Here is an 18,852-nt window from a genome sequence, read left to right on the forward strand (position 1 = left end):
CGAAATGCTAAAAACTATTGGAAATTTTTTAGTGACATACGTATCTTTTGTTTTACTCTTTCCGCTGGCTATTGCTGTATATCGGTGGAAGTATCTGAAAAAAGAATTAAAGCCTATCGGATATTATCTGGCTTTTGCACTTTTTTCACAACTGGTAGCCACGTTTTCAGTCTTCTTTACTAATAATAATACTCCCTATCTGCATTTCTATACAGTTGTGGAGTTTGGATTGATATCATGGTTTTATAAGGAATACCTTGGTAATTTTATTAATAAAAAAATCATTTATGCGTTTTTTATAGGATTCGCAATATTTGCTTTCATAAATGCATTTTACATTCAATCTATTTATGAGCAAAATGCCTATCCGCGCGGGCTAGAGTGTTTATTCGTAGTATTTTATGCCATTATGGCCTATTATAAAACCCTTAAATCATTAGAAATAATTTCTATAGAAAAATCACCTTTGTTTTGGATTAATGCCGGTTTTCTGTTTTACTTTGCAGGCAGTCTTTTTCTATTTGTTCTCGGCAATTTAATCTTAACTCAGGATATACAGCTAAGTATGCTTACATGGGCAATTCATGCAGGGATATTAGGCTTGATGTATATTTTTATCGGAATTGGTTTATGGCACAGTCCTCGTCAGTAGGTGCATCTGTTGATATGTATGTTATGATTATCGGTGGCACCATCATGCTTTTCTTATTGGCCAGTGGTATCATTATCTTTATGATAATGTATCAACGCAGGATGCTTGAGCATAAAATAAGTGTGCAGGCAGCTGAAACCAAGCATCAGCAGGAATTATTCTATGGTACCCTTGAAGCGATTGAAGGCGAAAGAAAAAGATTGGCCAGAGACCTGCATGATGAAGTAGGTGCTTCGTTATCGGTAATGCGCCTATTAGTCGGTGAAATGGCATCTACAAAAGCATCAGAAATGGAGGTTGCTGGCACTAAGTATAAACAACTGATTGATAATACGATAGATAATGTAAGGCGTATTTCGAACGACCTATTACCACAGGGCTTAGAAGAATTTGGGTTGGCTTATGCCATTGAAGGGCTCTGTGAAAAAATTCTCGATGTAGTAGATATTGATATTCAATTGAACATGGGAGATTTGAGTACTATTAGTAATACATTGAATCTGACAGCTTATCGTTTATTGCAAGAGTTACTCAATAATGCGGTTAAACACTCAGAAGCTACCCGGATTCTTATTGATATGGCTAAAGAAGGGGCAATTCTAAAGATTAATTATACTGACAATGGTAAAGGTTTTGATTTCAATGAAGCGTATAAGAAAAGAAGTTTAGGGCTAAAAAATATAGAAACGCGCACAAAAGTATTGAATGGTACAACAAAATTTGAAACACAACCCAATGCTGGATTAAAAGTGAGGATTGAAATCCCACTTACTCATTAATTACCAAACACCTGTTTATCTATCTAAAACTTACTCTAGGAATATCTATTCCAAGCAATGCCTTTGCTTTGCCTGGCATGGATATGCATACATCAACTTAATTTAAAGTTTCCTAATCAAAACTTTCTCTGCTGCTGACTGAACTCTGTTGAAACTTATCAATCAATAATTTATATTGATTAATCATATTTATGAAAAAAATTAATGTAGCTATTGCAGATGACCAGATTCTGTTTCGTAAAGGTATGGCCGCCATTATCAACAGCCTTGAAGATACACAGATAACGATTGAAGCTGACAATGGCAAAATCTTACTTGAGGCAATTGAAGCCAGTGAAACAAAACCTGATATAGTTTTACTTGACTTGTCTATGCCGGAATTGAATGGTGTAGAAACCACTAAAATACTGCATAGTGACTATCCGGAGATTAAGGTTATTATCCTATCGGTGCATAGCGATGAGCGTTTTGTAGCTCATCTAATGGAGTTGGGCATTAATGCTTACCTCTTTAAAAATGTTGAGCCTACTGAGGTTGAAAAGGCTATTTTGACTGTAATTGAAAAAGGATTTTATTTTAACGAAGTATTTCTTAAAGCCATGAAAAACAGAATGCTTGGCAAAAAACCACGATTACTGATTCAGGATAATATTCCTTCTACGCTTACGCAAAGAGAGTTAGAAGTTTTAGACCTGATTTGCAGACAGTATACTGCACAAGAAATTGCGGAGAAATTATTCATCAGTACCCGTACAGTTGACGGGCACCGTAATAACCTATTAGAAAAAACTGGTGTGAGAAACACAGCAGGATTAGTAGTATTTGCTATAAAAAATAATCTGCTTGACCCCTCGGCATTGTTGTAATCACGAATCGTGAATAGCGAATTAGTGAAGACAAAAGTATCACAATTTTTTTAAATTGTGATACTGGAATAAATCTTGAAAAATAGTAAAACTAAATACTAATCTTATTAATTATTTCCTAAGTATTTTAACATTTTTATATGCGAATTGAGCCCATTAGCAAATGAGGCTTTATCGTTATAAGTAATATTGAACTCATGTGCTGTGCTTCTGACGATTGAAGAAATGGCACGGTAATGTATATGTGAAATATGCGGAAAAAGATGATGCTCAATCTGATAGTCTAACCCGCCAATATACCATGACAATGCGTAGTTACGGCTTGAAAAATTCGAAGTGGTTTGCAATTGATGAATCGCCCAGGTGTTTTCAATATTACCTTTTTCATCAGGTGAGGGTTGATGTGCGCCTTCTACCACATGCGCCAGTTGAAAAATAGTACTCAATATCAATCCCGCTACACAGTGCATAGTTAAAAAGCCAATCAACCATTGGCCGAAACTTAAATCTAGCAAATAGATAGGCAAAACGGCTATGATCAATATATAGCTTAACTTGCCAATAACTAATAATATAATTTCTTTGCGCGGGAATGATTTAACCAAACCCGTCTTTGACATTTGATTATAAAGACCAATTTCTTTGAAATCTTTCCACAAAAACGAAATGGTCATTAAGCTATATAAAAAGAACGCATAAATATGTTGAAACCGGTGAATAGCTTTCAGTTTATCACCGCATGAAAGTCTTAACAGAAATTTACCTGTAATATCTTCATCAACCTCATGAATATTGGTATAGGTATGATGCAAACGATTATGCTGAATCTCCCAGTTATACACATTCCCTCCTAGAAGGTATAAAGAAGCACCAAAAAGTTGATTAATCCACTTATGCTCTGAAAAAGAGCCGTGAATAGCATCGTGCATAACTGACATACCAACTCCTGCAACACCTATTCCCATAAGAACAGTTAGCCCTAGCATTTGCCAGTTGGAAAAATTTCCTGTTAAAATCAGGGCATAAGAACCAATATATAAAGTCAGCATACAGGCCGCTTTAACTAATATGGGTTGTCCACCTGTTTTGGAAATCTGGTTATCATAAAAATAAGCATCTACATTGTGACGAAGAGCAGAGAAAAAAAGAGACTTATCCTTGTTCAGGAATTTCACTCTAGCGTATTTGGAGGGTTTCATTAAGGGGTATCGATAGATTAGGGAGGTAAAATTTTTACAATCTACCATTTTTTCTTGGAAGATTATAATTTTAATACGCTTTCTCTAAAAAATTTATTGTCCCCTTAGCACTTTTTATTTCAAAAAATTGTTTCAAACAATTATTATTGCCTTCACCAACTCATTACCTGATTGAAGTAATGTGTCAAAACTATTGGCCACTTCATCAAAATCTATTCGATGCGTAATCCAGGCGTTAGTATCTATTTTACCTTCTTCCATTAATTGAATAATATAGCTAAAGTCTTCTGGCAAGGCGTTACGGCTGGCTAATATGGTAAGTTCACGGCGGTGAAAAAGTGGGTCAAAGAAAGTCATATCTCCCTGAAAAAGGCCAACGAAGATGATTTTTCCACCAAAAGCAGCTAATTCAAAGGTAGACATCATTGAACTTGGATTACCCGTGGCATCAAAAATAGCCGTAGGCATATCGCCACCAAAGTGCGCTCTGATCTCCTCTGAGCTTTTCACTGAAACAACTACGGTGGCATCAGCCTGCATTACATTTCTGGCAAAAGCCAAACGAGATTCGTTTACGTCAAGCATCACGACTTTTGCTCCTTTAATTTTAGCAAATTGCAAGCAAGCCAGACCAATAGGCCCCGCTCCTACTACTAAAACTTTATCTGTTTCAGTTATTCCAGACCTGTTAACCGCATGGCAACCAATACCTAAAGTTTCTACCAAAGCCAGTTGTTCGTAGCTTAGCTGAGCAGAAGGATATAGCTTATTGGCTGGTAATTTCATATATTCTGTCATGCCACCATCAGTATGCACGCCCAAAACCTGTAAGGTTTCGCAACAATTGGTTTTCCCGCTCCGACAAGGTTGGCATTGTCCACAATTCAGGTAGGGTTCTACAGAACATTTATCACCTGTTTTTATATGGCTTACCTCTTTTCCGATAGCTATTACCTCTACCCCTAACTCATGACCTAAAATACGCGGATAAGTAAAAAATGGCTGACGCCCGCGATAGGCATGATAATCAGTGCCGCAAATACCAATACGATGTACTTTTACAAGGGCTTCGTTTGCTTCTAAATCGGTAGGCTCATCAACAGATTGGTAAACGAAACTTCCTGCTTCTTGTAGGGATAGTGCTTTCATTTTTAGGACTAAATAATAAAGTGTGGGCTAGTATATCAAAAATATCTCTTCAAATGAATAATCTGCTCAGGGATAGGTTGTGTATTCCAATGTTCGTGTATAACCAATGCTGCGCCTAAAGCGGAGGCCTGAGCTATTTCAGAAGCAAAAACCTGCTTATTGAAGAAAGCATCGGCCATCAGGCTCATATAAATTTCATTCTTCGAGAAACCACCATCTACAAAGATTTTCTTCACATTGGTACGACCTATAGCCAGTCTTAACGACGCTATCTGCTGTGCCATTAAATCAAGCATGAACTGATGATATGCCTCCTCGTAAGATTTAAAGAGATTGATATTACGCTCTACAAACGGACAATCCAATAAAACATCGGCTGTATCAGGAGTAGCCTGTTTGTATTTGTTCCGCAAAAACATAATTAAATCTCTGTCAAATTTTACTTGTTTGTAGTAATCTACTTTGACATTGAAGTAATCGGCCAGATGTTTGGTTTGGCGCTCGTGCTCATTACCTGCAAATATTCGTGATGCCTTTACAGGTTTACCTTCGTAATTCATGTAGCAAAGGCAATCTTTTGCCAATTGGCTTGCTGTAAGTGGCTCTTCGCTGAAAGGATTCAGACTGATAGCCCAGGTCCCTGTTGAAAGAAGAATAAAATTTTCGTCGAATGATTTCAGGTAAGGAACTAATGCAGAGGAACTATCATGGATACCTATGCCGATTGCCAGGTTTTTGTCGGCATTGGTAAAGACATTATTGCTCAACATTGGCTTTTGTTGAATAGAATGCAGATGCTCTGCCTCTACCCATGCGTGATAATCGTTTTTATCAAAATCCCATAATAAGGTGTGACAGCCTACGCTTGTAATTTCGGATACAGGCTGATTGTTGAATAAAAAGCTACAATACTGTGGTAGATGTAGTGAGTGGCGTATCTGATGAAAAATGGAAGGTTTCTCCTTTTTGAGCCAATAAAGTTGTAGACTAGAGTTAAGCATTCCTAAATCTGGTGAAGCCGTTTCTCTGAAAATATCTTTACCATATTTTTCCAAAAACTCTTTGTGAAGTGGCTTAGGAAAATGTTTCAGATAATTATATAAAGCGGCAACAGGCTTGGCGTTGCCATCCAGATGAACCAGACTTGCGCCATAAGCCGAACAATTTAAGCCTTTAATTGTAAAATCAGGGTTTTCAGAGACTGATTGAAAACTGCTCTTTATCCAGTTTGTAAGTTGAAGCAGGTCATCAGAAGGATAGCCGTCATCATCTAGCCTTTCTTCCAATTTTACTTGTTCTTCTTTTAATACCTGATAATTCTGGTCAAAAACCAATAATTTCTTATTTGTTTTACCAATATCAAAAACGGCACAAACTGGTGTAGAGTTTTTCTTTTCAATCATTGAATGTTCTTAAATTTTCGGTTCAAAAATAAGAAACAGTTTCTATTAAAGTGTTCTGGCTGGGCATAATTCTTTTTCAAAAATTCCAGTATTTTGCTGTTTCGTTTCTATATTTACCATTTATAAGTATATATACTCAAAAATAAAAAAATCGCTATAAGTATATTATACATACAACAAAGATATATTTCATCAATAACGGGAGTTAAATATCGCATAAGTCTGAGTTTCAGCTTTACCTTAAAAAAAAATTAATATGCACAAGTTTAGCAACTTTTCATATAGGCTGTGCGTTTTATAAGTAGTACAACAAAAATTATTCGAAAAAAAGATGAAAGTTATAACCACCTTAGTGGTGTTATCTGCTTTTGCAGTAACATCCACTGTTTTTGCGCAAAGCAAAAGTTCGCCTCCTGCTAACTATAAGCAACAAAACCTGTTGTTAGCAAAGAAAAGTAAACCGGCGCAAGCGTCACAAATTGCGATTTCAAATGATTACTCAACTAATCCGTTAGAGAATCATCGCAATTACAAAGCTCATCTCAATGCACCACAGGCTTCTACAGTCGTTTTCGATGTAAAGTTAGGGAACAGGCATAAAAATTATAAACAAAAAAATCTGCTCACGTCGAGCGGCTATAAAGAAGCCACCAGGCGAGCACAAGATATTGAACAAGAAGAGTTGGTTATGAAATAATAGTGAATGAAGTTCAATAGATAAAAAGGTAGTCCGGTTGGATTACCTTTTTTGTTTGGCAAGTGGCAACTTTATTTCATATGGTGTATTTTTGGGTTCAAATTGATTCTTTACATCTCTTTCAGACTGACAAACCATATAAATCTATTACATCGTTTGACAATAATATATATTTACTTACTTTTTGCAGGACTAATATATTACTCTTCTACACAATCGAGTAAATCTTATGAAAACTAAATTATTACTTTCCTTAACTACTAGTTTGTTTATTTGTGGGTCATGTATTGGACCTAAGACTTGTCGATATTCTATAGTATTTACAAACGACTCAAGTAATGAAATTGAATTTGGCTGGTATTTCCGAAGCCTTAAAACGGGTAAAACGGAGAAGCTCAAGCGCAATAAATCTGTAGAGTTTAGTTTTTGGACTGATGAAAACCTCTTAAGGTTTTTTCCGGCAACAGCAGATTCCATCGTCGTACAGCTATCAAACGGAAAAAGAGTCATAGAGATTAAAGAATGTGAGGCCTGGGGAGCAGATACTACCTGTAAGCCTGGTAAGCGTAGTTTCTTTAATCCAAGAGCCTATGTAGGATTCAAAAATGGTAAGCTTAATAAAAACTGTGGTGGCTTAGAGTATTTATTTTCAGATGAAGATGCTAAACGAGGAATATAATTAATCATTTTCTCTAGCTAAGAAAAACACTCTACTTTATGATACGAGTAGGGTGTTTCTTTTTTATTGAGGTATAGCCAATCGATATTAATGTATAGTTGATTTGTTTTTTTTCATACTTAGACTTAGAACTCTTACCTTTGCACAAAATCCAAAACTTTCGTTGAATGAATATTCTTATTTCTAGTAATACTGCGTTACCTGTGACTAAATATGGAGGTATTGAACGTATTTTGTGGTGGCTAGGTGAAGATTTAACAAAAAGGGGGCATCAAATTACTTTTCTAACTCCTGAGGGCACGAAAAGTGATTTTGCCAGAGTAATAACTTATAATCCTGAAATCCCGCTTGAGCAGCAGATTCCTGATGATATAGACATCTTACACCTGAACGAAAAGCCTAAAGAACCTATATCGAAGCCTTACATTGTGATGAATCAGGGAAACAGGTCAGATTTTGAAGAGTTTGATATAAATACCGTATTTGTTTCTAAAGATCATGCGGCCCGATATCAATCAGATGCTTATGTGTATAATGGTCTGAAGCTGGAAGAATATGGCAAGCCAACATTTACCCAAAAAAGGACTCACTTGCATTTTCTTGCCAAAGCGGCATGGCGTGTGAAGAATGTCAAAGGAGCTATTGAAATAGCTAGAAGAAGCCATAATAAACTGGCAGTTCTGGGAGGAACCAGGCTTAACATTAAAATGGGATTCCGGTTTACGCCTTACCCAAGCATAAGTTTTTATGGCATGATTGGTGGGGAAGAGAAAAACCAACTGCTTCATACCTCAAAAGGTTTATTGTTTCCGGTACTATGGCATGAGCCTTTTGGTATTGCTATCATTGAGAGTTTATATCTGGGTAGTCCAGTTTTTGGTACACCTTATGGCTCATTACCTGAATTAATAACAAAAGAAGTAGGTTTCTTATCAGATAAAAAGTCAGAATTAGTGGCTCAGATTAAAGACATCGGTCAATTCAGCAATAAAAAATGTTCTGAATACGTAGCCGATAATTTTACGATGAAGCAGACCACTGACCAATATCTGAAATATTATGAGATGGTATTGAATAAGCAAAATATCAACGCCACTCCTCCTAAATTGAAAGAAATGCCGCTTAAGTTTTTGCCACTATACGAGTAATCCATTTAATGCATTTTCCTGATTAAAGATTATATACAAAAACGCTCTGCCATCGTAAAATGACAGAGCGTTTTTGTATGAATATATTAGATTATAATCTGAAATTTCGAAGGCTATAAGTGAATGTCAGCATATAATAGCGGCCAAGTACCATGTTTTTCACGTCTTCCACATAGGCGGTTGATATGTTACGACTAATGCTATTATTTTGTTTCAATATGTCGAATACACTCAAACGTAGCTCGCCTGCTTGTTTTTTCAGGAATTTATATCCTAAGCCACCATTCCAAAGCGTATAGCTTCTATTATATCCTGCCCCCAAACCTGCATATGATGTATTTACTACTTCTGTCTGGAATACAAATCCTTTGCCGAACAACCAATTCAATTTAGCATTACTGATCTGCGAAAAATAATTGCTGTTAAGGTTGGTTTGCAAACTGTTACGAACAATATTATAACTTGGTGAGAACGATAATGTAAAATCCAGTTTCTCACTTGCACTACTACTTACTACAACTCCACCGTTGATTCCATAGTTATCAGTGAAACTCTTCACATTATTAATCAGGTTCGGATTCTGAGCATAAGAGAATCCCGCATTGAAGTTCACATTTGATTTAATGGCTGTTACCGGTAAACCATAGCTTACGAATGTGCGAGCACTCAGCATACCATTCATATTGACAGGTTTTGTCAGTTGAGAACCTTTGAAAAGGATGATTCCATTGGCTAATTCGTAATCCTGATCAGCAATAAATGTTGATTGGACAATCGCATTGTTTGAATAGCTAAAGTTTGCAAATAAATTCAGACTTTGCGCTGTTTTCGATTGGGTCAGACCGTAACGTATTGAAATGTTATGAGAATAATCCTGTTTCAGATTAGGGTTACCAGTCGATAATTGTGTTGGGTTACTATTATCAATTACATCCTGCAATTGGTTAACTGATGGTGCATTATTATTGGCACGATAGAATACACGTAAATTCGATTTGTTTTTGAATCGATAATTGAACATCGCATTCGGTAAAATACTATTGAAAGTATATTTTACATTTTGTGCAAGCGGATAAGTTTGTTCACTGGCCAATTGCGCATTCTGATATGCCACTCCAATAACAAAGAACGATTGCTGATCACGAACCCGATAACTTACCCCAGTACGATTAGTCAGGTAACCATTGTCAAAAACGCTGCTTAACGATTGATTCAATAGAGAATAGGTGTCAGTTTTTTCATCAAAAGCATTTACTCTTTTATCTGACGAACTCATAGTATATGAAACATTGTGATCAAACTGCAACTGTCCGGTTTTACTAACTGGTTCTGTATAGGTTACAGTTGCCGACATACGATTACTATTGGTCAACGAGTTGGTGCGTTGATTGATAATCTGTGTTGTGTCAGTTGGTGAGAAATAACGGCTCGTTGAATACTGGTTACTCAGACTTGTCCGGTCATTCAAATTATCCTGTAAACTAATTGAGAAAGTACGCCCTTGTTTTTCAAATCTATGTCTGTAAAGCAATTCTCCTGATAAATTAAAGCCTTTAGTATTGGTATTTCTTGAAGTCTCGGTTGTATTCTGTAAGGCTCCGTCTAATACTGTTTTAGCATTTAAAGTTGATAGTGAATTATTATCCTGCCAGCTGATACGAGGCGTAAAAATGATTGAATTGTTTTTATTGATATTATATTCCAGACGCATATTTACCCGATGGTTCAGATTATCATTATCAGAGGTACTTACGGCATCGTAAGTCTGAGGCAAAGTTCCTAAATACTCACGGTGTGAAGTGCTTACATTACCATTATCTGCTGCATTAAAGAAATAACTAGTGTTCAGTTTTACTTTTTTGCCAAGGTTATCACTATAGTTCAGACCAATCGAAGTTGTGTGTGCAATTCCTGGCTGTTGACCTACCAAGAAGTCTCCGGCATTTCCACCGCCACCACCAGGACGTCCACCGCCACCACCGGCATTGCCACCTCCGCCTCCAGGACGTCCACCACCACCGCCACCGAAGCCGCCGCCACCACCTCCAAAGCCTCCACCGCCTGAAGAACCCAATACTCCTAAAATATCTTGATTGGAGAAGTTTTGCATATTGATGTTATTAGATAAACCAATAACAGTCAAGCGCTGGTCTTTCTTGAAGAAGTTCATACTTACACCAGACTGGTAACGGTCGTTTTCGCCGTAACCCGCATATATCTTACCAAACTGCCCGTTGTTTTTACCCTGAACAGTAGTAATATTAATGGTCTTTACAGAGTTACCATCATCAAAGCCTGTAAACTGGGCTTGGTCGCTCAGACGGTCAAACACCTGTACTTTATCTATGATTTCAGCAGGCAGATTCTTTAATGCCAAAGTAGCATCATCGCCGAAGAACTCCTGCCCGTCAACTGTCACTTTTTTTACCTCTTCCCCTTGTGCTTTTACTACCCCATTTTCAATTGTTACCCCGGGCATTTTCTTTACTAGGTCTTCGGCCGAAGCATCTGGATTGGTTTTATAGGCACTGGCATTATACTGTACAGTATCGCCTTTTTGCTCTACACGGATTTGTTTTTCTTTTACAACTACCTCGCTTAGCTGGCGGGCATTTTCGCCCATCACAATCGTTCCCAGATTTTTGGCAGTTGTACCAATAGTAACTTTTGTTTCGAGGTCGTCATAACCGATTGAGGTAACCCGCAACCGGTAAGCCCCGGCTTGAACTCCGGTAAATTTGAAGAATCCGACAGTATCGGCCTGAACGCCTTTTCGTTGTGTGCTGTCTTTCTGATTAATAAGTAATACGCTTGCGCCAACCACTGCTATTTTGGTTTTTGCTTCCTGAACTGTTCCTGTTACTTCCACTCCTTGAGCAAAAAGTCTGGCAGAAACTAAAAGTGTGAATGACAATAAAAATAGATGCTTATTCATTGTTAGTAATTAGTTAACATCTCATTGGAATAATAAAACTATTTAAAGTTTAACCTGGCCTAAGGGTTAGGCGACCAATATACGTGTTGTGTAGATAAAACACATCAAAAAAGCAGATTATCTACACAATTTTATTGCATTAATCCAACATTTTTTTCAAAGTAATGCAAAAATTATGTTCCGACTACTCATCAAAAAAATGCCTTAAATTCATTAAATTGCAGTATTATTATTCTAAAAAATGGTTTGCTGATTTACTAAAGCACTTGACCTGACAAATCCCTGATAATCAATCATTTCAAACTAAATCGCTATGTGCTTTCTGAATTATTCCTTTACCCGTTGCCTTATTATTTGCTCACTCCTTTCTCTTCTCTGCTTAAGCTGCACTTATGGACAAGCCATTAATAAACCCAAGGCCAGATATAATTATTTGTTGTACTTACCTAAGGATTACGATAAAAAAACTATGCCATACCCTTTGGTTATTTATCTACATGGGAGTTCGCATCGGGGAAATGATTTAAACAAGTTGAAAGGCTACGGGATACCCTATGTGATTGATAAAGGTAAAGACTTTAACTTCATCGTGGCTTCTCCACAGTGTCCTGACGAGAAATATTGGAGTACCGAAAACTGGTTTGATTCATTATATACTGAACTAACTACTAAATATAGAATAGATAAAGACCGTATTTATCTGACTGGAATCAGCTTAGGTGGTTATGGTACCTTTATAGCCGGAATGGATCATGCAGATAAACTGGCTGCTATTGCACCATTATGTGGAGGTCTCAACGATAGTGATATGACCATAATATGTTCTACCATAAAAAATATGCCTATCTGGACTTTTCATGGAACCGCAGATAATGTTATTCCTATCAGCGAAACTGAACGAGTGGTAAAAGCTTTGGAAGAATGTAAAGGAAATATCAAATTCACACGTCTGGAAAATGAAGGGCATAGCATTCAGTATTTGTATGAGGGGAATGAGATTTATGAGTGGATGTTGCAGTGGAAAAGAAAATAAAAATCAAAAGAAATACAATCAGACATAGCTTAGCTTAACAATTATGGAAGTAACAGGATATGATTATATTATCTACTCACAAGTTTCTATTTTTGATGTAGTAGACAAAATACAAGATGAAATAAAGAAGATATGGCCCAATGCTGTAATTAGAGAAACTGAAAATGTACCATCTGAAAAATTATGGTTATTTGTGGGTAAAGATAAAATTATGATTGATGATTTAACGAAAGGGTATGAGTTAGATGAGAATGGTGAAGGCTGTTTTTCAATTATAGGTAGTTCTAAAGAGTTTGAAGACCTACTTCTAGCTAATATAGAGAAGGGTATAATTAATTGTGAGATTAGGTTTTTGATGAAGAGATTTTGGTCATATACGCTTGTCTTACCCGCTTTAATTCATGAAGATCCATTTTCAGCAATGATTTATAATTTAGTTATTAACGTTTTAGAAGATGAATACTATTCTAATGAAGATATAGGCAATACGCCTAAACCTGTGCAGTATTTTTTTGGAGACACAAAATATCCCGTAGAATAATGACCTTATAAAACTATTTAACCATCAACCCTCTCGCTGCTTCATGAAATTCAGCAAGTCTAATATATGCTGTTGTGTATGAAAGTGGAAAACAGTTTTAAAATAATAGAGTCCGTCATTGAGGCTATTGTTTTCTATTCGCCACGTAACCTCCAGCAAATCAATTATAATATCAGTTAAATCATCAATGGCATCGCCTAAGCCTATATTAGTATAATCAGTCGTGTTATTGATATCAATAACTGTTTTATAATAACCAAATCCCTGAAAATTGCTTTCGACATTTTTACGGATATCAGGTAATGTAGACTTATCAAACTCAGGATAGTTATGATGATCAAACTCGTACTCAACTCCAAAATAGAGTTTATAAATCGTTACTAAATGTTTTTCTAAAAATAGCTCTTTATCAGCCACATTTAGGTTTGGATGGAGGCCAAATTTGGCAATTTCGTTGATTGAATGGATTAGCTCAGGCATTAATTTAATTCTAAAAGTTTTAAAATTGATTTACATTTTAAACTGTAATATCTCCCTTTAGCCAGCCTTCTACAAATTTTGTAAGATTCGGCGCAACCCATACGCGACTATCATTTTCATGATTCCAGACAAAAATATCATCTCGGTCGAAATTTCCATTTAGCGTTATAAATCCAAATAAATCCCCATTACCTGCATCTGCTACAAATAATAGTTGCTCAAACGATATATATAAATCTTTAAAGTTGGGATGAGTTCTGAATTCCTTATTAGTCTCAATCACTCTTTCAATTGGCCAGATAAGTTCTCCTATTTTTTCATTATTCAAGATTCCTTCAATATTGAGATACTCCTCAATACCATTTGCCTGTCTATATAAGTCAAGTAATTCCTGTGGTAGCTCATTAAGCTGAAAACTGGTTTGCAATTCTTCTAATTGGTCATCCGCTGCAGGAGAATTGAAATGGTAAGTAGATTTTACATCTGTTAAATCAAGGTTATTTATAAATGCTTCCCAATTCATTAGTTTATTATTAAATTTTACTTTTTCCAATCTATTCTCTCACGCCAATCAAACATTTTCTTATATAATAGCTTTAAACCAAAAGTCCCTTGAAGCCCATAGTCTTCAATACTTTTATTTATACCACTATAACTGATTTGGGTTGTTGCTGTCTGGTCATCAGTCCATCCAACCTCATAATTTCCTTTAAGGTTAGCTAGATTAAGATAGATCAATAATGCCATAAGTTCATCAAATTCTTCAGTAGGGATTGTTGCTCTAAATTCTCCTTGTTTTTTATTATATTGAATAGCATTATAGGTAGCTGTTCTATCTTTATTAACTATTATTTCAAAAACTGGGCATATACCATAACACATAGTAGTAGTAAACCTCATTTTATTAAAGTTAAAATCAGTATTTACTTTTGGATTATATTCTAAAAATCCATCAAATTTATAAATCAGTGTATCTATTCTTGGTTTAGGATGCGCTACCCGTAATACTATAACTTTTTGCCTATCTATTGAAATAAGTGAATCTGCATATATATGAGCAATTTCTTTCTCATTCAGAAAATGGGTTTCATATTTTTTGTTTCCTTTGTCAAGTAATGCTACAATAACCCTATTTTTATTCAGCAATAAGTCTGTAAGGCCATTATTATCAATATCTATCTTAAAGAATTTATTATTTTTAATGTATTTAACTGAATCGGTATACGAATAAAATTCCCCTGGAATTGTATCAATAACTATTTCTCTTCTATAAAAAGATTCTTTATCAATTTTATCAGAAATAAATTGATTGACTTGTTTAAAAGTCTGGAGTTTATCAATTTCATTATTTTGCTTACAGCTTAACAAAATAATAAATAAGAAAAGGGAAGCAACTAAACTTTTCATTACACAGCTTTATTTTAGCTTTAAAAATATATAATTATCCCTATTTTTACAAGGGATAATTATGCATAACTAAGTATCAAGCCCAATTCAATTGCCAGTTAACTCCATATTTATCAGCTACCCAACCAAATTTTTTACTGAATCCATAGTCCCCTAAGGGCATCAGAATGCTTCCTCCATCAGATAGACTCTTGTAAAGTGTCTCTAATTCTTCTTCAGATTCGCAATTGACATAAATCGATATCGCAGGAGTAAAAGTGAATTTATGTTCAAAGCCACTATCAATGGCCATGTAAGACTGTGCGGCAAGAGTAAAAGTGGCGAGTTTTACTGTTCCTTCTTTTCCTCCCGGCTCATTGGCTTTAAAATGTTCGATGCTTTGAATGCCTGAGTCTTTGAATAATGAAATATAAAAATTGATCGCTTCTTCCGCTTTGCCGAATTGTTCGCCTACAAACATCAGAAAAGTGGTGGTCTTTTGCATAGTTTAATTTCTGTTTGAATTGAGTACCAAAAATATCACTTATTTGCAGGCATTAAAGGGAAAACTATTAATTCTATGTTAATAAACTTTATTCTCAATGCGAAATAACCTTTAAGCCTATCACCGAACCAATCAGGGTTAGTAAAAAGAAAATTCTCCAGAAATTAGCAGGCTCTTTAAATACAAGTATGCCGATTAATACTGTCCCGATGGCTCCTATACCTGTCCAAACCGTGTAGGCTGTGCCAATTGGTAGATTATCTAAGGCTTTCATCAATAACAACATACTGCTTATTAAAGATAGTACAAAGCCTGCATACCACCAATACGCTCCAACTCCATTGCTTGTTCTTGCTTTTCCTAAACAGGTGGCAAAGGCTACTTCAAATAAGCCTGCTAAAATTAAAACTATCCAATTCATATCCTTTTTGTTTTAACGATTACACAGTTTTCTTACTGAAATCATGATACAAAAGTCTGGATATTGGCGAGTGATTCCTTTTACAAATGTTAAAAAGCGGACGGCTAGTTATGAATCGTGTTATTTAATTTCTGCTCTGATTCGACTTAAACTTACTTGGGTGATACCCAAATAAGAAGAGATATAACCTAATGATACTCTTTGAAGTAAATCCGGCTGATTTTTCAGTAAAGCACCATAGCGTTCTGCTGCTGTGCTGAATTGTCTGGCAATTAATCGTTCTTCTGTTTTTATCAATTCCTGTTCAGCAAATTTTCTACCCCAATTGGCAATATGAATATCCTGATTAAAAAGCTCTTGTAGTTTGTCGGTTTGCAGTTCGTATAGCTCACAGTCTTCCAATAATTCAATATTCTCGTAGCCCGGCTGATTCATTACATAGCTTTTCATAGAAATAATGGTTTCACCCTCTTTACCAAACCAGAATGTTATTTCTGCCTCGTTCTGATAAGCATAGGCTCTCACAATACCTTTTTTGATAAAATAGATTTTTCGCTCGATAGTATCTGCTTTTAGTAAGAGGTGTTTTCTCAGGAAATGTACTTCAGTGATACAAGCTATTAGTCGCAATAATGATGCTTCAGGAACAGGATAGATTTGTGTGAGGATTTGATAGATTTGCATGGATTAAAAATTGTCAGAGGAATAGTACTGAAAAACAGCCAGTTATAATTTCACCTATCAAAAATGGGGTTCAAAATTCCGAACCCCTACTCTTTTGCAAAAATACGTTCTTATCATCCCCTCTTCTTTGCCAAATAAGCTTCCATTTCCACCAAACTTAAGGCATTGAAAGTCATATCAGCAGTCAATCCACCTTTACGGGCAACCGCTACGCCATAACGCATATCATGGTAGCCTTCCATTTCATGGGCATCTGGGTTAATGCTGAGCATTACGCCCTTTTCTAAGGAGTATTGAATCCAACGCCAATCTAAATCGAGGCGGTATGGACTCGCATTAATTTCAATCACAACCCCATTAGCTGCACAGGCATCAATGATTAACTTATAATCAATCGGATAGCCTTGTCTTGATAGAAGTAAACGACCCGTTGGATGTCCTAAAATAGTGGTATAAGGATTTTCTATGGCTCTTACGAGTCGCTCATTAGCGCGAGGCTCTGTCATATTCAGGTTTGAGTGAACAGATGCCACAATATAATCGAAACTTGCCAGTACTTCATCCGGATAATCTAATGACCCATCACCTAAAATATCAGATTCAATGCCTTTTAAAATCTTGAATGGCTTGCCACCCGCAACATTCAGTTTTTTATTCAATTGCTCTATTTCAGCGTGTTGTTGCTGCACTTTGGTAATTAACAGACCGGAAGCATATTGCGCCGATTGAGAGTGGTCGGCGATACCTAAATACTCAAAGCCTAATTCCTGACAATAGCTTGCCATTTGCTCTAAAGAATGACGACCGTCAGAATAGGTTGAGTGATTGTGCATAATTCCTTTCAGGCTTTCCCATGTCACTAAATCTTCATTTTTGCGATTCTGAATCCAGTCAAATTCAAAATCACCTTCACGCATTTCAGGGATAATGTAAGGGATACCATACTTTTCATAAATCTCCTCTTCGCTTTTCAGCCCTTCGGCTTTACTTAGTTTCAGAAGCGTCTGGCCTTTCTCATTTTTATGATTCAAATGATGAGCATCTGCTGAATAAATAAATTGCTTATGCAAAAGCTGGTTATTTGCCACCCATTTGATTTCCAGATTGATTTTATTGTCGAGATAAGCGCCTCTCCAGGTAAAAGGTGAGGATGATTTCGGGTCTTCAACAAAACTTTCGGGCAAATTAGTAAAGAAGCTTCCTGCATGGTTATCTTCATTTGTCACTAAAAACAACAATGACTCTACTATTTCACTTTTACGTCTTACCTCACCTGATATTTCTACTTTGGCAAAGTATTTTTCCAATTCCTGCTGAATCACTTCTGCCAATGCCTGTGCTTTATCCATACGCAATTTACCTGCCTGACTATTCACAAAAGTAATTGATTGCAGAATCGACTCCTGTGTCTTGCCACCAAAGCCTTTTACTTTGGCAAGGCTTCCGTTTTCGCAGGCAATCTGCAGGTCGTTGATATTATCTATGCCTACTTCTTTCCAGAGAACTTTTATCTTTTTTACGCCAATGCCCTTTATCTTGAACATATCAATCACACCCTCGGGCGTATTGGCGAGCAATTCCTGCAGTTCTTTCAATGTGCCTGAATTAACAATCTCCAGGATTTTGCCAGCCATCGTTTTTCCAACTCCTTGAATCTGCGTAAGTTGTCCGAAATCTAAAGCAGCCAGATCTCCTGTATATTTATCCATATAATAGATTGCATTTGTGAAAACTCTTACTCTGAGTTCATCTGCGTCATGCAATTCCATTAATTTTGCAGTAATTTCAAGCGTCTCTACGATATAGGAATTAGTAACCATGTTTGTATATTTGTTGAAATGTTAGCCTTCACTGGGCGTCCTAAAAAACAGATTCAAAGAACGTAATAAATTATGAGAAAGGTATTGTTTTTTATGCTAATTTCTAGTGCTGCTATGGCACAGAACCCCATGTTAAAAGTAAATATTAAAGGGTTCGAAAATAATAAAGGCACCCTGATGTTAGAGGTATTGGATGCACAAAAGAAATCGGTTAAACGTCTTATACAGCCCATTGCCAATAAGCAGGTATCAGTTGAAATAAAGGATTTAAATGCCGGACAATACTCTGTAAGGGTATTTCATGATGAAAATGACAATAAGAAATTAGACACAGGTTTGTTCGGAATTCCGAAAGAGGGTTGGGGAATGTCTAACAATGTAAAGGCTATCATGGGGCCACCTGATTTTAATGAAAGTTTGTTCTGGTTGAAGGAAGATAAAGCTTTGGAGATTGTGTTGAAGTAAGCTATAAGTT

General features: G+C 36.2%; 20 protein-coding genes. 9 read left to right on the forward strand and 11 right to left on the reverse strand.

Features of this window, described 5'->3' with window-relative positions:
• The first annotated feature begins 4 nt into the window (after window positions 1–4).
• The 3 genes from ACYVFA_RS02095 (at window position 5) to ACYVFA_RS02105 (ending at window position 2,297) form a co-directional block, all read left to right on the forward strand.
• Complete coding sequence (locus ACYVFA_RS02095) at window positions 5–652, forward strand: hypothetical protein (protein WP_460470131.1); 648 nt, start codon at window positions 5–7, stop codon at window positions 650–652.
• Entirely contained in the window at window positions 631–1,431 is an 801-nt protein-coding gene (locus ACYVFA_RS02100) for a sensor histidine kinase (RefSeq protein ID WP_460470132.1), read from the forward strand. The genes ACYVFA_RS02095 and ACYVFA_RS02100 overlap by 22 nt, the downstream gene beginning before the upstream one ends.
• A gap of 191 nt (window positions 1,432–1,622) precedes the next feature.
• Entirely contained in the window at window positions 1,623–2,297 is a 675-nt protein-coding gene (locus tag ACYVFA_RS02105; protein ID WP_460470133.1) for a response regulator, read from the forward strand.
• A gap of 107 nt (window positions 2,298–2,404) precedes the next feature.
• Here ACYVFA_RS02105 and ACYVFA_RS02110 read toward each other — a convergent pair whose 3' ends face one another.
• From ACYVFA_RS02110 to ACYVFA_RS02120, 3 genes are all read right to left on the reverse strand, one after another.
• Window positions 2,405–3,496, reverse strand: a complete 1,092-nt coding sequence (locus ACYVFA_RS02110; RefSeq protein ID WP_460470134.1) for a fatty acid desaturase family protein — start codon at window positions 3,494–3,496, stop codon at window positions 2,405–2,407.
• A gap of 132 nt (window positions 3,497–3,628) precedes the next feature.
• On the reverse strand, window positions 3,629–4,645 hold the full coding sequence (locus ACYVFA_RS02115; protein WP_460470135.1) for a zinc-binding alcohol dehydrogenase family protein: 1,017 nt from the start codon (window positions 4,643–4,645) through the stop codon (window positions 3,629–3,631).
• 35 nt (window positions 4,646–4,680) lie between these two features.
• On the reverse strand, window positions 4,681–6,048 hold the full coding sequence (locus tag ACYVFA_RS02120; RefSeq protein ID WP_460470136.1) for an FGGY-family carbohydrate kinase: 1,368 nt from the start codon (window positions 6,046–6,048) through the stop codon (window positions 4,681–4,683).
• Between the two features lie 331 nt (window positions 6,049–6,379).
• On the opposite strand from ACYVFA_RS02120, the gene ACYVFA_RS02125 reads away from it, so the two are divergent.
• The 3 genes from ACYVFA_RS02125 to ACYVFA_RS02135 all read left to right on the forward strand — a co-directional run bounded on the left by ACYVFA_RS02125 (window position 6,380) and on the right by ACYVFA_RS02135 (window position 8,572).
• Complete coding sequence (locus tag ACYVFA_RS02125) at window positions 6,380–6,745, forward strand: hypothetical protein (protein ID WP_460470137.1); 366 nt, start codon at window positions 6,380–6,382, stop codon at window positions 6,743–6,745.
• Between the two features lie 229 nt (window positions 6,746–6,974).
• Window positions 6,975–7,424, forward strand: coding sequence for a hypothetical protein (locus tag ACYVFA_RS02130; protein WP_460470138.1), 450 nt, complete (start codon window positions 6,975–6,977; stop codon window positions 7,422–7,424).
• Window positions 7,425–7,591: 167 nt separating this feature from the next.
• Window positions 7,592–8,572: a glycosyltransferase family protein gene (locus ACYVFA_RS02135; protein WP_460470139.1), complete on the forward strand. Its 981-nt coding sequence runs from the start codon at window positions 7,592–7,594 to the stop codon at window positions 8,570–8,572.
• Window positions 8,573–8,663: 91 nt separating this feature from the next.
• Here ACYVFA_RS02135 and ACYVFA_RS02140 read toward each other — a convergent pair whose 3' ends face one another.
• Window positions 8,664–11,507 carry a TonB-dependent receptor gene (locus ACYVFA_RS02140; protein ID WP_460470140.1) on the reverse strand — a complete coding sequence of 948 codons (2,844 nt, stop codon included), beginning with the start codon at window positions 11,505–11,507 and terminating at the stop codon, window positions 8,664–8,666.
• Between the two features lie 313 nt (window positions 11,508–11,820).
• Between ACYVFA_RS02140 and ACYVFA_RS02145 the strand changes: the two genes are divergently transcribed.
• Both ACYVFA_RS02145 and ACYVFA_RS02150 read left to right on the forward strand, forming a co-directional pair.
• Window positions 11,821–12,540 carry a carboxylesterase family protein gene (locus ACYVFA_RS02145; protein WP_460470141.1) on the forward strand — a complete coding sequence of 240 codons (720 nt, stop codon included), beginning with the start codon at window positions 11,821–11,823 and terminating at the stop codon, window positions 12,538–12,540.
• Window positions 12,541–12,583: 43 nt separating this feature from the next.
• Window positions 12,584–13,081, forward strand: coding sequence for a hypothetical protein (locus ACYVFA_RS02150; protein ID WP_460470142.1), 498 nt, complete (start codon window positions 12,584–12,586; stop codon window positions 13,079–13,081).
• A 24-nt stretch (window positions 13,082–13,105) separates the two neighbouring features.
• Here ACYVFA_RS02150 and ACYVFA_RS02155 read toward each other — a convergent pair whose 3' ends face one another.
• From ACYVFA_RS02155 to ACYVFA_RS02185, 7 genes are all read right to left on the reverse strand, one after another.
• Window positions 13,106–13,561 (reverse strand): hypothetical protein, encoded by a 456-nt coding sequence (locus ACYVFA_RS02155; protein WP_460470143.1) that lies wholly within the window; start codon window positions 13,559–13,561, stop codon window positions 13,106–13,108.
• Between the two features lie 37 nt (window positions 13,562–13,598).
• The gene (locus tag ACYVFA_RS02160) at window positions 13,599–14,084 is read right to left on the reverse strand and encodes an SMI1/KNR4 family protein (RefSeq protein ID WP_460470144.1); all 486 of its coding nucleotides are present in this window, start codon (window positions 14,082–14,084) and stop codon (window positions 13,599–13,601) included.
• A 17-nt stretch (window positions 14,085–14,101) separates the two neighbouring features.
• Window positions 14,102–14,968: a DUF6438 domain-containing protein gene (locus ACYVFA_RS02165; RefSeq protein ID WP_460470145.1), complete on the reverse strand. Its 867-nt coding sequence runs from the start codon at window positions 14,966–14,968 to the stop codon at window positions 14,102–14,104.
• A 76-nt stretch (window positions 14,969–15,044) separates the two neighbouring features.
• On the reverse strand, window positions 15,045–15,452 hold the full coding sequence (locus ACYVFA_RS02170; protein ID WP_460470146.1) for a VOC family protein: 408 nt from the start codon (window positions 15,450–15,452) through the stop codon (window positions 15,045–15,047).
• 94 nt (window positions 15,453–15,546) lie between these two features.
• Complete coding sequence (locus ACYVFA_RS02175; protein WP_460470147.1) at window positions 15,547–15,873, reverse strand: DMT family transporter; 327 nt, start codon at window positions 15,871–15,873, stop codon at window positions 15,547–15,549.
• 120 nt (window positions 15,874–15,993) lie between these two features.
• Complete coding sequence (locus ACYVFA_RS02180; protein WP_460470148.1) at window positions 15,994–16,557, reverse strand: Crp/Fnr family transcriptional regulator; 564 nt, start codon at window positions 16,555–16,557, stop codon at window positions 15,994–15,996.
• A gap of 113 nt (window positions 16,558–16,670) precedes the next feature.
• Window positions 16,671–18,377: a PHP domain-containing protein gene (locus tag ACYVFA_RS02185; protein WP_460470149.1), complete on the reverse strand. Its 1,707-nt coding sequence runs from the start codon at window positions 18,375–18,377 to the stop codon at window positions 16,671–16,673.
• 72 nt (window positions 18,378–18,449) lie between these two features.
• On the opposite strand from ACYVFA_RS02185, the gene ACYVFA_RS02190 reads away from it, so the two are divergent.
• Entirely contained in the window at window positions 18,450–18,842 is a 393-nt protein-coding gene (locus tag ACYVFA_RS02190; protein WP_460470150.1) for a DUF2141 domain-containing protein, read from the forward strand.
• Window positions 18,843–18,852 lie beyond the last annotated feature (10 nt).

It is taken from the genome of Emticicia fontis, assembly GCF_054779675.1.

Excerpts from the sequence above, each read along its gene's own strand:
- ACYVFA_RS02170 (WP_460470146.1), bottom strand. The coding sequence starts at position 15,452 with ATGCAAAAGACCACCACTTTTCTGATGTTTGTAGGCGAACAATTCGGC.
- ACYVFA_RS02145 (WP_460470141.1), top strand. The coding sequence starts at position 11,821 with ATGTGCTTTCTGAATTATTCCTTTACCCGTTGCCTTATTATTTGCTCA.
- ACYVFA_RS02110 (WP_460470134.1), bottom strand. The coding sequence starts at position 3,496 with ATGAAACCCTCCAAATACGCTAGAGTGAAATTCCTGAACAAGGATAAG.
- ACYVFA_RS02150 (WP_460470142.1), top strand. The coding sequence starts at position 12,584 with ATGGAAGTAACAGGATATGATTATATTATCTACTCACAAGTTTCTATT.
- ACYVFA_RS02175 (WP_460470147.1), bottom strand. The coding sequence starts at position 15,873 with ATGAATTGGATAGTTTTAATTTTAGCAGGCTTATTTGAAGTAGCCTTT.
- ACYVFA_RS02185 (WP_460470149.1), bottom strand. The coding sequence starts at position 18,377 with ATGGTTACTAATTCCTATATCGTAGAGACGCTTGAAATTACTGCAAAA.
- ACYVFA_RS02180 (WP_460470148.1), bottom strand. The coding sequence starts at position 16,557 with ATGCAAATCTATCAAATCCTCACACAAATCTATCCTGTTCCTGAAGCA.
- ACYVFA_RS02155 (WP_460470143.1), bottom strand. The coding sequence starts at position 13,561 with ATGCCTGAGCTAATCCATTCAATCAACGAAATTGCCAAATTTGGCCTC.
- ACYVFA_RS02100 (WP_460470132.1), top strand. The coding sequence starts at position 631 with ATGGCACAGTCCTCGTCAGTAGGTGCATCTGTTGATATGTATGTTATG.
- ACYVFA_RS02125 (WP_460470137.1), top strand. The coding sequence starts at position 6,380 with ATGAAAGTTATAACCACCTTAGTGGTGTTATCTGCTTTTGCAGTAACA.
- ACYVFA_RS02105 (WP_460470133.1), top strand. The coding sequence starts at position 1,623 with ATGAAAAAAATTAATGTAGCTATTGCAGATGACCAGATTCTGTTTCGT.
- ACYVFA_RS02140 (WP_460470140.1), bottom strand. The coding sequence starts at position 11,507 with ATGAATAAGCATCTATTTTTATTGTCATTCACACTTTTAGTTTCTGCC.
- ACYVFA_RS02160 (WP_460470144.1), bottom strand. The coding sequence starts at position 14,084 with ATGAATTGGGAAGCATTTATAAATAACCTTGATTTAACAGATGTAAAA.
- ACYVFA_RS02135 (WP_460470139.1), top strand. The coding sequence starts at position 7,592 with ATGAATATTCTTATTTCTAGTAATACTGCGTTACCTGTGACTAAATAT.
- ACYVFA_RS02130 (WP_460470138.1), top strand. The coding sequence starts at position 6,975 with ATGAAAACTAAATTATTACTTTCCTTAACTACTAGTTTGTTTATTTGT.
- ACYVFA_RS02165 (WP_460470145.1), bottom strand. The coding sequence starts at position 14,968 with ATGAAAAGTTTAGTTGCTTCCCTTTTCTTATTTATTATTTTGTTAAGC.
- ACYVFA_RS02120 (WP_460470136.1), bottom strand. The coding sequence starts at position 6,048 with ATGATTGAAAAGAAAAACTCTACACCAGTTTGTGCCGTTTTTGATATT.
- ACYVFA_RS02095 (WP_460470131.1), top strand. The coding sequence starts at position 5 with ATGCTAAAAACTATTGGAAATTTTTTAGTGACATACGTATCTTTTGTT.
- ACYVFA_RS02190 (WP_460470150.1), top strand. The coding sequence starts at position 18,450 with ATGAGAAAGGTATTGTTTTTTATGCTAATTTCTAGTGCTGCTATGGCA.
- ACYVFA_RS02115 (WP_460470135.1), bottom strand. The coding sequence starts at position 4,645 with ATGAAAGCACTATCCCTACAAGAAGCAGGAAGTTTCGTTTACCAATCT.